This is a genomic window from Catenulispora sp. GP43, assembly GCF_041260665.1.
GTDB lineage: Bacteria > Actinomycetota > Actinomycetes > Streptomycetales > Catenulisporaceae > Catenulispora.
Map to the genome: position 1 here is coordinate 45,036 of NZ_JBGCCT010000034.1, position 12,664 is coordinate 57,699.

The 12,664-nt window shown below is 67.1% G+C and carries 10 protein-coding genes; 2 read left to right on the forward strand and 8 right to left on the reverse strand.

The genetic code is table 11. The features are described from left to right. Positions 1-83: 83 nt before the first annotated feature. The 8 genes from ABH926_RS43890 to ABH926_RS43925 all read right to left on the reverse strand — a co-directional run bounded on the left by ABH926_RS43890 (position 84) and on the right by ABH926_RS43925 (position 9,594). Positions 84-935 carry a replication-relaxation family protein gene (locus ABH926_RS43890; RefSeq protein ID WP_370372694.1) on the reverse strand — a complete coding sequence of 284 codons (852 nt, stop codon included), beginning with the start codon at positions 933-935 and terminating at the stop codon, positions 84-86. Further along, positions 932-3,460: a type IV secretory system conjugative DNA transfer family protein gene (locus ABH926_RS43895; RefSeq protein ID WP_370372696.1), complete on the reverse strand. Its 2,529-nt coding sequence runs from the start codon at positions 3,458-3,460 to the stop codon at positions 932-934. Before ABH926_RS43895 ends, ABH926_RS43890 begins: the two co-directional genes overlap by 4 nt. After that, a complete protein-coding gene (locus tag ABH926_RS43900) occupies positions 3,457-5,208 on the reverse strand; it encodes a VirB4 family type IV secretion system protein (protein ID WP_370372698.1) in 1,752 nt (583 codons plus the stop codon). Before ABH926_RS43900 ends, ABH926_RS43895 begins: the two co-directional genes overlap by 4 nt. Positions 5,209-5,236: 28 nt before the next feature. Beyond that, on the reverse strand, positions 5,237-6,112 hold the full coding sequence (locus tag ABH926_RS43905) for a PrgI family protein (RefSeq protein ID WP_370372700.1): 876 nt from the start codon (positions 6,110-6,112) through the stop codon (positions 5,237-5,239). A 3-nt stretch (positions 6,113-6,115) separates the two neighbouring features. Further along, complete coding sequence (locus ABH926_RS43910) at positions 6,116-7,870, reverse strand: hypothetical protein (protein WP_370372701.1); 1,755 nt, start codon at positions 7,868-7,870, stop codon at positions 6,116-6,118. Positions 7,871-7,904: 34 nt separating this feature from the next. Then, a complete protein-coding gene (locus ABH926_RS43915; RefSeq protein WP_370372703.1) occupies positions 7,905-8,234 on the reverse strand; it encodes a hypothetical protein in 330 nt (109 codons plus the stop codon). Between the two features lie 64 nt (positions 8,235-8,298). After that, positions 8,299-8,595: a pilin gene (locus tag ABH926_RS43920; RefSeq protein ID WP_370372705.1), complete on the reverse strand. Its 297-nt coding sequence runs from the start codon at positions 8,593-8,595 to the stop codon at positions 8,299-8,301. Positions 8,596-8,742: 147 nt separating this feature from the next. After that, positions 8,743-9,594: a hypothetical protein gene (locus ABH926_RS43925; protein WP_370372707.1), complete on the reverse strand. Its 852-nt coding sequence runs from the start codon at positions 9,592-9,594 to the stop codon at positions 8,743-8,745. A gap of 828 nt (positions 9,595-10,422) precedes the next feature. On the opposite strand from ABH926_RS43925, the gene ABH926_RS43930 reads away from it, so the two are divergent. Both ABH926_RS43930 and ABH926_RS43935 read left to right on the forward strand, forming a co-directional pair. Beyond that, the gene (locus ABH926_RS43930; protein ID WP_370372708.1) at positions 10,423-11,385 is read left to right on the forward strand and encodes a hypothetical protein; all 963 of its coding nucleotides are present in this window, start codon (positions 10,423-10,425) and stop codon (positions 11,383-11,385) included. Continuing rightward, on the forward strand, positions 11,382-12,611 hold the full coding sequence (locus ABH926_RS43935) for a tyrosine-type recombinase/integrase (protein WP_370372710.1): 1,230 nt from the start codon (positions 11,382-11,384) through the stop codon (positions 12,609-12,611). Before ABH926_RS43930 ends, ABH926_RS43935 begins: the two co-directional genes overlap by 4 nt. Positions 12,612-12,664: the final 53 nt, after the last annotated feature.

Consider the following 12,664-nt stretch of genomic DNA (forward strand, 5'->3'; position numbering starts at 1 on the left):
TGATAGGCGACACGCGACACCTCCGGCGTCAGACTCTGGCGGTGACCCGCACTCATGGGCGCCGGGCCCTGAGAGCATCCTGATCAGGGCCTTGAATACGGCGGCAGTACTTCGATTAACCGACAGCGGCCCCCGCGACCGGCGCCGGCCCGGCGCCACACCATCTCCGCCGGATTGGTGGTCGCGGGGCTCCCTGAAGCGGTCGCCACCGGTACACGGCCGGCATCAAGCCTGCGGTGCAACTCGGACTCCCGGCGCGCCGAGTGCAGCCAAAACAGCACCGGCGCAGTACGACCGGTCGCCTCAGCCAGGGCTGCGTAGCCGTGCAGCTTGGCCACCACGGTCGAAAGCGACTCAGTACCGGTGTCGAACTCCAGGAAGAAGTCGATGCTGCGGTTGGCCTCGCGCCATCGGCCGAAGCCGTCAGGCCGGATGTAGGTGCCCAACGTGCGCGTGCAGGCCCGCTCCGACCACCACAGCTCGAGGTCGGCCTCCGCATGACGGCGTGCATGCTCGGCGAGGCGCGTGAACACGTCGTTCACACCGACCAGGTGGCCGAGGTCGGGGCGCACCGCGATTGCCTCGACGGCGTCCTTGCGGAATGTGGCGGCGTGCGCGGCGTCGATGAGTCCTTCGGTCGCTAGCCCGCCGAGCGGGGTGATCACGCAATGCCTCGGGGCGCTGCCGAGGGGCAGGATCGGACGGAAAGTGTCGACCAGGCCGACCTGCTGGAGCACCTGCACGCGGCGGCGGGCCACGCGCGGACAATCGAAGAAGAGCCGCGTGATCTGGTGCGTGGTGAGCACGTGGTGCTTGGCCAGCATCACCAGGATCTGCCGGTCGCGTTCGGTCATCCTGGAGGCGGCGATGGCCGCTTGGCTGCGCCGGGGTTGCGACTTGTCCATATTGCTGTTGCTGGCAGTAGCGCCGGTCATGCTGCGAGTCCTTCCTGGTCATCGATGAAGGGCGTGAATCCAGAGGTCTGCGCCGCAGGATCGTCTACGGAAACTGCCGAAGGGAATCGCGCTGCCGCATTTGCCAGAACGGCATCAAGCCGGCCATCGATCGGCGGCGGCAGGGGGTTGGTGCGCAGCGTGAACGCGGCGGTCTCCTGGCCGTCGGCCACCAGCCGGGCGGCGGCTTGATAGCCGCCGAGATGGGATAGGTCGTGGGCGAGCAGCGAGGGCTTGGTGTGGCGCTCCAGGTCCCGGCCGTCTTCCGGGGAGACGGAGAAGAACACCTTCGAGCGGGCGTTGGCCGAGATGCCTTCGCGCAGATCGGTAGGGAGTTGCGCGAGGTTCTGATGGGCCAGAACCATCGACAGCCGGTAGGCACGGGCCTCGGCCAGCATGTCCTCCAGCGGATACGGAAGGCTGAGGAAGTTCTGCGCCTCATCGAGTGCGAGTGAGCAGTCGATGCGCTTCTCCTCAGGCAGTCCGACACGGGCCGAGGCGGCCTGCCAGACGGACGCGACGATGAAGGAGCCGAGCAGGCGCACGGCCTCCTCGCCGAGCAGTCCTTTCGGTAGTCGCGCCAACAGCACTCCGCCGTTCATCACCTGGCTGATGTCGAACCGCGAGACCGACGTGGAGACCGTGGCCTTCACAAAATCCCGGAGCAAGAACGCGCGCAGCTTGTTCATCAGCGGGCCGACCGCCTGCGCGCGGGCTGGCTCTGACAACGCGTCATACCAAGACCAGAACCCGGTCAGCACGGGATCCTTGAGCCCGGGAAGCATCGCTGTGCGCTCCTTTGGGCTCGCCACCAGCAACTTCGGGATGTCTGCAAGCTGAGGTGCCGGAGCACCAGACGCTGTACGCGCCTTTAGCAGGGACAGCGCGGCAGAGCGCATGACGTCGTCGGTGCGCGGACCCCAATACGCCGCATAGATCTTGTGGAAGATCCCGACCAGGTTGTCCACCACCAACTGGATCTGTGCGTCACCCTTGGCGGCCAGCACGTTGAACGCTGGGCGGATGTCCTCCCGGGTCGGGTCGAGCAGCACTGTGCGGCCGATTGCCCGTTCGGGAAGCCGGGAGAGGATGTCCGGTACCAGGTCGCCCTTGGGGTCGATGACGACCGCGCCTCGGCCGGCCTCGATGTCGGCCAGGACCATGTTCGCCATCAAGGTGGACTTGCCGGAGCCGGTCGCACCGATGATGTGCAGGTGGTGTCGGGAGTCCGGGACGGTCAGCCCGACCGGGCGGCTGCCTCCGGCGTCGGCGACGCCCAGCGGCTTGAGCCCGGTTCCGACGCCGGTGTAGATGTGCGGCGGCGGAGCGGTGGCCTTTGCGCCGGCCTTCACCACGCCAGGGGCAGCGTCGTCGAACGGCAGGTGGGCGATCGCGGCCAGCTCCGTCAGCGATAGCAGATTCCCGCGCACCAGACGCCGCTGCTCGACACCGCGAGCCAGATGAAGAACAGGACGTCGGGCCCACCAGTTCCGTTCGGCGTGGATCGCGAACGCCGAGGCGATGCCGTGTGCGATCCCGCGCAGCCGCCCGAGATCGGACTTCCGCTCGGCACGGTTGGTCGCGTCTGGGCCGGTGGATGCAGCGACGTAGAGAATCCTCGTCTCCCACAGCGGCCCGACGGACTTTGCCAGGGCCGCACGGACCTCGGCGGCGTGCTCCAGGTCCGAGCGCACCGCCGCAGGCTTGGCGGTGCCGCCGGGGGTGATGATGTCGAAGACCGTCGACTTCGCCGAAGCGCGACCCGGCGCCTTGCGGAAGCGGCGCAACACCCGCCGATAGCGGCGGACGCGTCGGCCCGTCGCCGGACGCGCGAGAACCTGCACCGAGGCGTGCTCAGTGCGAGCCAGACCGATCGTCGCGCCAAGCAAGGGGCGCAAAGGATCGGCGTCGAACTTCGACATCAAGGGATGCAGGTCACCGCGCGCCAAGCGAAGCCTGCCACCGATGATGCGGGTCGGTTTGAGAGATACCCAGGTGTCGGAGCGGACGAGCCGCATCAGCGGCACCGGAGCTGTCGTCGTCTCGGCGACGCGGGCCTGCGCGCCGGGCCACGCGGCCTCGATCGCCCGTTCCACGATCCCGGGTGGCACCGTTCCCGGTACCCAGATCGAGATGCTTAGGCCGGTGGAGGTGAAGGCGTACTCGAAGGACAGGTGCGGCTGCCCGGAGGCCGCTCGCCGCCATGCCGGACGCAGCAGGCCATGCAGGTGAGCCCAGAATGCCTGACCAGCTGAGGGGTCGACGGTCGGTGGCACAAGGACCGTGATCAGTCTCGCGCCCCTGTTCATCACCAGCGACCGGCGGCGCAGCAGCTCGCCGCGAATACCGACGATGCAGGCCACGAGGCCGACAACGGCCAGCACAGATGGCAGCCACCAGCGTTCGGCCGTCGCGGCGACCGTATTCCATGCCTCCTGCCACCAGGCGTTCGGGTCCCGGAGGAAGTCGATGAGAGGCCGGTGCGGGACCGAGGTCGGGTTGCTCACAGCGTGTCCTCCTCATCTTCGTGGTCTGCCAAGCCAGCAAGCTCTGCGGGATCGGTTGTCGCGATCTCGTTCTCTGCGTTCGAAGCGGCACTCTGAAAGGCAGCTCTGGCGGACGCGCCGAAGATGATCAAACCTTGGCCCCTGGTCGCAGACAGCAGGAATCCCCTCTCCCCCGCCGACAGCCGGAAGGCGGATGCGACGGCGTCGATGGCCTGCGGGGCCTGGCGCAGCAGGATCTGGGTGGCGGCGTTCGCCACCACCGCCTGCCCGAGCTCGGTGCCGAGTAGGTCGGCGGCGTCCTGAGTGACGACCGCCAGCCCGGCCCAGTGCTTGCGGGCGGCCTTGGCCATGCGGAACAAGAACTTCGCGCCCTCGGGCTCTTTCATCAGCAGCCAGGCCTCGTCGACGATGCACAGCCGTCGGAGCCGTTCCGACGAGGTGATCTGCCGCCAGATCGCATCCAGCACCAGCAGCGTCCCGATCGGTTTCAGCTCCTCTGGCAGCGCCTTGAGGCTGAACACCTGCAGGTGCCCGGTAGCCGGCGTGGAGGTGTGGCCGGTGAACAGCCCGGAGAACGAGCCCGACACGTGGGGTGCGAGGCGTTCGGCCAACGACCGCGCCGTCTCCGACTCTTGTTCGGCCAGCAGGGTCGCGACGTCGGCGAGGGTCGGAGCAGGCCGAGTGTGGGTGCGGACATCGTCGGTGACCCCAGCGCCTTTGTAGGCGGCGAGGATCGCGGTGTCGACGATTGCGCGCTCGGCGCCGGTGAGCGCCTGCCCGAGCAGTACGGCGACGACGGTGTGAGCGAAGAGGGCTCGACGCCGCACCGCATCGGCCGACGATGTGCCGTTGCGTGGGAGGTCGAAAGGGTTGATCCGCACTCCGTGCTCGCCGAGGGCGACATAGGTCCCGCCGACCGCCGCTGCGAGCCGCGCGTACTCGTCTTCTGGATCCACGACCAGCACCTGCACGCCCTGATACAGAGAACGCAGCGCCTCCAGTTTCGTCAGGTACGACTTGCCGGCGCCGCTTCGTGCGAGCACGACGGAGTTGTGGTTGTCCATAGCCCACCGGTCGACCATGACCAGCCCTGAGCCAGTCGCGTTGGTTCCGAGCAGCACCCCGCCGCTGCTCGGGGCCGGAAGGTCCGGGGAGGCGAACGGGAACACCGTCGCCAGGGCCTCGGTGTCGAAGGTCCGGCGGATCCGCATTGGGTCGAGTCCCAGCGGTAGCGTCGCGGTCCATCCCTGCACTGCGCGGAACGTGGCGGGGATCAGCCGCAGCAGCATCCCCTCACACAGTGAGCGCACTCTGGCGACCTCGGCAGCGAGGTCGTGTTCGGTCGCGGCGTGGACCGTGAGGTAGATCCCGACGCGGAACAACTTGCCCGCCCCGCACGACACCCGATACGCCAGCTCACGGGCATCGGCCGCAGCGGCTTCCAGCTCCGGATCATCCAGACGCTCGCGGGACGCGCCGTGCCGACGGGAAGACTCCAGCCGGGCCCGCTGTCTGCGCAGCCGGTCAGCTGCCTGGGCTGACGGGATCGGCTCGATGTGGATCGCGACGTCCAGGCGTCCGGGGTAAGCGAACAGCGGCTCCAACCATCCGGCCATCACCTCGGCCGGGTAGTCCGCCACCGCGAACGACGCCGCGAAGCCATCCCCGATCCGCAGATGTTTCGCGCAAACCTCCAGGCTGTCCGGGCCGTACCACGAACTGGGCTGTCGGGCGGCTCTTCGATACATGATCGACTCCCTATTCAGTTGTGGCTGTTCAGGGGTTAAGCGCGGCGTGGATCACGGTAGTCACGTCCCGCGCTTCGACATGGCGGACGCCGACCTCACATCCCGCAAGATGGGCGGTGGCTTCGGCGACACGCCGCGCCAGATGCACGCCGGCGTCCGATCCCTCCTCGTGGACCACGAGCAGTACGCCGCGGTCCAACAGGTATCCGCGCCCGGCAATGTCTTCGAGGAAGTCAGCGTGTTCCCGGGCCGCCGCCTCCAACGCCGGATGCGACAGGCCCGGCGCGGCATCGCGTAGAGCGGCGACCCGGTCGGCGAGGTGGACCGGGCGAGAGGAAGAGGCAACCTGCACTGGCCCGGTCAGAGCGTTGAGCCACTGGGCGAACCCGCCGATCAGCACGTCCTGCTCAGCCGGCGTACGCAGCGCGAAGTTCACCGTCGAACAGGTCGCAAGCAGGCTCGCACCGTCCCGGCCGAGGTCCACCACACCATCGGACTCGATCTCACGGAGCGGACCCGCGAACGGTGCCGGGTCGTTTCTGCTTCGGCCCATCACGTCGTCCAGGAAGGCCGGCGGGCGACCTACGCCTTCGGGCGCGAGGACCTGACGCTTTGGTGAGCGTGCGTGACGCAGCGCCGTTAGTGCGAACCGGTCAAGGCTCAGGCCGTCACGGCTCATCGTCACCGCGACCGCGACAAGCACCAGGACCAGGGCCCCAAGCGGCAGGAACACCAGAGGTGGTACGAGCGGACGCGAAGCCTGGAACAGCAGATAGAGCGCAACAGCGGTCGCGGCGAGGATTCCAGCCTGCCTCACGGTCAAACCCAACAGGACGCGGTCCTCCTGATCCACATTCGCGGGGATCTTCGCCGCAGCACGGCCGTTGTACATGCCCTCTGACATCTCCTACGACTCCTTCTTCCTCGGCTTCGCGGGACTCGGTCGCGGCGGTGTGGCGTGCGGTAGCGGCGCGAGGGTCGTCGGGGAGAACAGGGCCGGGTGCACCACGCCCGACCGGCCGACCGCGGACGGTCCCGGCGGCGGGAGCAGCGGTTCGGGCCGAACCGTCGGCGCGGGCCTGGGGAACAGGCCCATCTGCCGGCCCCGCGGTTCGGGACCGCTGCGAGAGAGCATCCGACCGAACGGACCAGATGGCAGTTCCAGCGGCGTCGGGACGGGCGGAAGCGCGGTGCGCACCGGCGGACCGTGCGGACGGGCCGGACGCTTGGCGCCCGGAGACCCCGATGTCAGCGCTCGCTGCGGACCGCCGACCAGGCCCGTGCGCGGGGCCGGGCCGTGGGGTCGGGGGTTGCCCGGCGTCCCCAACCCGCTTCCGGAAGTCCCATCGGCGCCCGGCTGTGTGGCGGTGACGGTTTCTGGCGCGGGACGCCACCCGCCCTGACTACCGCCACCGCCACCGCCACCGGAACCGGGTCGCCACGGTGCGAGCCCCGACCCGGGCGTCGGCGGAGCAGGTGGGATCGGGCGCGGAGGCGTCGGGAATAGGCGGTGGCGCATCGCAGCCCCCATGTATGGGGCGACGCCCCCCAGCCCTCGGTACAGGATCAGGTTCCGGGCCAGTCCTGACATCGGCCCGCCCTGAAGCGGCGAGCGGCCCAGCACGATCCGCTTGATCCAGCCGGGAATCTTCAGCAGCACCACGAACAGGCACAGGCAAATCAGCAGGTCCAGGAAGGTGCCGCCGTTCGGCAGGCCCATGATCGTGTTGGCCTGCGGATCGAAGAACACCTGTACGGCCGTGATCAACACCAGCGCCTGCAAGGTCTGCACCGCAATGCACCCGAATACCGCCCGCCACCACAACTTCGCCACGCCCTCCGTCTGCGGAAGCGCATGGCACGCGAACGCCAGCGGCGCGCCGGCTGTGAGGACCACCAGGATCGCCGCGCGAATGAGGTAGCCGACCAACAGCGCCGCTCCGAGCACCGCGAGTACCAAGCCGATGAGCAGGAAGAACAGGTTCATCGGGCCGGTAGGTAGGAACAGCTTGGCCACGATCAGCGAGGTGAGCATGTTGCCGATGCCGTCGGCGGCCACCTTGCCGTCCATCAATGCCGAACTGAGGGCGTTGCCGACCGCGACGATCTGGTTGATCGCCCACAGCGAGGCGTTGGATGCGACCACGCCGATCAGCAGTCTCGGGAGGACCTGCTTGAGCGAGTAGCGGCTCTGCACCGTCTCGTGGCCCATCACGGTAACCCCGGCGACGAGGACGAACAGCACGTACAGCGTGTTAGCAGTGATGAGGACGCCGTCCCAGACCTGCGCGATCCGCCCATCAGCGAGATTCGGCGATGAGAGCAGTGTCGCTCCGAGAAGGTGCAGCACCGGGTCGAGCGCTAGTTTGACCAGCTTGCCGAACCATTCGTCGATCGCCTTCTCGATTTGGCCGGGGATGTCCAGCCACCCTGGATCCGACGGCGCCGGCGCCTCCTCGCCTGGGACCGGTCCGCTTGGTGCGGGAACACCAGAGTCGGGTGAGAATCCCGGCCCGTAGATCCCCGGCAGTTGCGGCGACGGGCTCGGCGGCGGATTCGCCGGGGTAGTGACGCCCGGCGGCGCTGGTACCGGCGTCGGATCGGCGACCGCCGGACCAGGGAGTCCGAGCACCAGGAGGACGGCTGCGCCGACCAAGGCCATACCCCGGCCGACGCAAACCGTACGCTTGAACACGTCAGTGCCCGGCCATGCCACACAGCGCGGCGACAAGCGGCACCTTCAACAGCGTCGCGTAGGACGCGGTGGTCTCCTGCCTCATTGCCTGTCGGTGTGCATCGCTGGCCGGCGTCGCGGTCTTGGCGACTGTTGCGGCGTAGGCCAGCAGCCAGGGGCAATGGGACGCGTCTACGGTATCCGTCACCTCCTCCGGGCTCGGAACGGTGATGATATGCGCGGGTGGGACCGGTGCCGGGGTTGCAGCGGCGGCCGGGAACGCCAGGTATCCGCCGATCAAGCCGCACGAGGCGGCGACAGCAGTGGCGAAACGAATCAAGACAAGGTTCATCGAAGACTCCTTGCTTCAAGAGGTTGAGTAAGAGGGTTCGGTACAGCCCGATGCTCGAGCCTGGTCAGGCGCCGACGATGCCCTGCAGGACCGAAACCAGCGCGGGGGCCAGCACGGCGAGGATGTATCCAACGGCTGCGGACTTCAGCGCGCCCTTGGCCTTTTCCACCTCGCCCGGGTCGCCGCCGGCCATCACGTAACGCAGCCCGCCGATCGTGAGGAACAACGTGGCGACCCCGGCGAGGATCCCCACGATCCAGTCCCGGACGTTCGAGATGACCTGCGGCAGCGTCGCCGCCGCGACCAACTGGGCATGGTCCCCGGCATTAGCCGCCGGGGAGTGGGTTGCGGAGAACAGCATCAGAATCCCACTGGCCACCAGGACCAGTCCGGCGCGGCGGCGCCGGTAGACAGAGGCAGCTGGTGGGCGGCGCCGCAAACGATGTCTGTGGTTGACACGGTTGGGGACCATGGCTGGTTGTCCCTTCGAGGAGATGGGGCTGCCGTATCAAGCAGCGAGGCCGCGCACTGCTGCCTCGGGCCCTGAAATCCGCGTCGGCGCCGTAAAACGGTCTACGCTTCCGCCGACTTCACCCACCTGGCCCCGGCCGTCATCCTCACTGACCAGATCGGCAGCATCGGTCAGCCAGCCGACCAGGCGGGCCTCGGCCTTGCGCCGCCGCATCCGCAACGCATTCGCCGTCGTCCCGAGCGCCTCGCCAACTTCGATCAGCGACCGGCCGTCCAGCCGAGTGGTGACGATCAGATCAGCCTCGAACTGCGAGACCACACCCTCGGCGACGGCCCTGGCGACTACCAGGTCGACGTGCCCGAAGTCCTGCTTCGGCGGCGCCGACGCTGCCGCTTTCGCAGCGCGCACAGAGTTCGCCTCCACGTACGCACAGCGCCGTGCCGAGCGGTACACAGCCCAGCAGATCCGCGTCATGATCCCCGGCCGATCGATGTCCACGGTCTTGACCGCGTTCAAGAACCCAGCCATCACCTCAGCGGCCAGGTCCTCGGTGTCGGTGTTCGGGAAGTCGCGCCGGAACTGCTTCAGCGTCCCCAACAGCGCCGGCATCGCGACCCCAGCCGCACCAATCGTCCACTCGTTGCCACAGGTCCGCGCCCGACGGATTAGCTCGGCCCACACCGCATCTCGCACGGCCACCGGAGTAGCCGCGTCAAGCAGCGCCCTCTTCAGCTCATCCAGGACGATCTGGCGCTGAGGCAGAGGCGCGCCGAACACGGTCCCGTCGATCGTGGGCGGGTTGGAGGAGACGCACAGGCTGTGGAAAGACTCAGCTACGCCGTCCAGCGCGTTGCGAGTGACAGGGCGGTTCGAGATTGCGGTGTTCACGGTTCGTATGCCTTTCGCAAGAGGCGGGCCGAGTGGTTCGGCCCCTGCCCTTCCAGCTACGACCACCCCCGTGAAGCGCCGATAACATGAAAGTGAGTTAGTACCCTGTGAAATCGTGGAACCAGGCCACTGCCCTCCGGCCCACGATTACTGGAGCCACTCTCGCAGCTGGTGATCGTCCGAGACGGCGAAGGCTCGTTCACCTGCGGATTTCACGCTCTCAAGCGCCTGGGACGCCCGTGGCATCTCCGGCTGTCACGCGTGAAATCAGTTCCGGGATAACTTCACCCAGACAGCCAGCGAGCGCGAAGGGCGCTCGGAGCGCCATCGTCAAATTACCCGTCGATCCCGGCTCTGGATAAGGCCGCCGACAGCACGATTTGACTCGGATTTCACACCCGACTCGCGGGATCCACACTGAAGAAGTCTCGAGCTGTGACGACCAGCTCAGCGGGCTTGGTGGGCTGGGCGGTAGGCGTTGGATTCCATGGCGGTGGATGTTGGCCGAGAGCCCATCAGCCATCGATCTTTGGCATCGAACCCTCGCTGCCGTCCCCCTTCGACGGGGGTCACGGGTCGTCTAGCGTGCTAAGTCGGCCGCCGATCGCCAGGCTACCGATCCGCTAACGAATATCCGTACGGCTACAGGAAGGGGCAACGTACAGCCTGGTGGCCTGCTCGCAACCGTACGTAATCCAACGGCACTCAAATATCACCCACCAGAAGGACCGCCGAGACCGACTCGTTTCTCCCTACCTGACCAGGGCATTCATCCGTCAATATTTTTACATCTTAGGTGAATCGTTAGACGGCTTGAGTGAGGACTAAGTGGCAGTCATGGGAGAATCCCCTTCAACTGACATCGGCGCCGATATCCGTACCCGACTGAATGCAGTCGGTGGGGTGATCCGAATCGTCGATCCGGATGTCAAAGTCCGTGCGGACTGGCGGCGTGCCTACGGGAGGCTCATAGCGGACGACCCGGACTTCGCCAAGTCGGTGGTCTTCTCGGGGTGGCAGAGCGGTGACCTGCTCATCGCGCTCGCACCATCGAAACGTGAGCACCGGCCTTCGCCTCAGATCCGCTTGAACAACCACGCGGTACGCGTTGGCGAGCGAAGCTGCGCGACGCCGGATTCGACATCACCGTCGCGCCGGGCACTGCGTGTGCTGAAGGCGTTGGCCAAGGAGGCGAAGCAGCGTGGGCACCAGGTGATCCCGGCGAAGAACGTCGCCGGCAAGCCAGGCGAGATCTGTATCGCCGTTGATGGGCGCGAGTTCGTCCTGGCATTGGTCGCAAGCGGTGACCAGTTGAGGTTCTGGCTGGTTAGTCACCGCTTCGGCCGTCGGGCCTGGGGTGATGGCAAGCGGCATCGGATCGAGCAGAAGCTCGGCAAACTCCTCGACGAACTGGAGTATCGCGCCGACGAGGCCCGTCTTTGCCAGGAAGCACGCGAACGAGAAGACGCCCAGCGACGCGCTGCGCTACAGCCGTTCCTGGAACGTGCCCGCGCTGAGTTCGAGCGGGACCAGCGCAACAAGGCGATGCGCGAGTTGGCTGAGCAATGGCGGGTCGCCTCCGACCTGCGTGCTCTGTGCGACAGCGCTCGCGACAGTGCCACACAGGGCCAACTCCCGCCGGCCGCCACGGCCTTTGCGGAGTGGGTCCAAGACAACTCCGAGTGGATTGAAACCCTAAACGGTTCCCCGAAGCTTCCCTCCATTCCCGAGCCGACCATCGACGACCTCACCCCCTACCTGGCCGCATACGAAGAAATGAGAACGCTGTGACAAGCCTGACCATGAGCTCCGCCGGATCAGACGAGAATTTGTCTGGCCAGATGCTGTTCCGCGACTATGTGGAACGCACCTGGCTACCGGGCCACGTCGTGGAAGCCATCACCCGCCAGGGCTACACGTACGCCATGTACCGGCACATCATGCCTGTATTCGGCGGCATCCGCCTGGCCGACATCACCAAGCCGATGATCCGCCAATGGGTAGCCGACCTCATCGCCAACGGCGCACAGCCGCCGACGATCAACGACCTGAGGATGCTGCTCAGCGCTGTGTTCACTACAGCGCTCGAGGACGGCCTCGTCGACGTCCATCCCTGCAAAGGCGTAAAGGTGCCCCACGTGCCTAGTCAGCCCCGGCGCATCGTCACTCCGGAAGAGTTCGACCGCATCTGTCGTGGTATCCATAATCCGGAGATGCAGCTCCTCGTGGAGACCGCCGTGGAGACCGGCCTGCGCTGGGGGGAGCTCACCGAGCTGCGCGTCTCAGACCTGACCCCGAAGACCCGGATGCTCACCGTCAGCCGCGCGGTCGTCTGGCTCGCGCGCGATTTCCACCCAACCGGCGGCCATTTCCTCGTCAAGCCCTACCCCAAAGGCAAGCACTACCGGCGCTTCAAACTCAGCGAGGAGATCACCAAGCAGCTGCTCGCCCACATCAAGGCCCTGGGGCTACGCCCCAACGACCTGATCTTCGCCATCCGCAAATCAACGCTGGCCAAGTCACGCCCGCAGCGCCCCGACCCGGCCAGCCTCGGCCTGAGCGACCCCGCGCTCAACGGCCACCGGCACTGGCACGGCACCACCACCTGCTACGCGAACGGCTGCCGCTGCCAGCACTGCCGCAACGCCTGCGCCGACTACCGCGCCGAACGACGCCGCCAAGGCAAAGACCACCCCCGCAGCCCACGCAAACTCGACACCGACGGCCACATCCCCAACCGCTGGTTCCGCAGCGAAATCTGGCTCCGTGCCATCGAGGACGCCGACCTCGGCTTCCACGTCCGCATCCACGACCTACGCCACGCCCACGCCTCCTGGCTACTCGCCGGCGGCGCAAGCCTGCAAGCCGTGAAAGAACGCCTCGGCCACACCGACATCGCCACCACCGCCAGATACCTACACACCCTGCCCGACACCGACCAGACCGCCCTGGACGCACTCGACAAGATCCGCCGACCCAAACTCCCCCGAGACCTCGGTGCGCTCGGTCAACGCTGAGGCATAAACAGATCATTGGACCAGTGCCGAGTCCTTCTTTCCGTCCTCCCAGG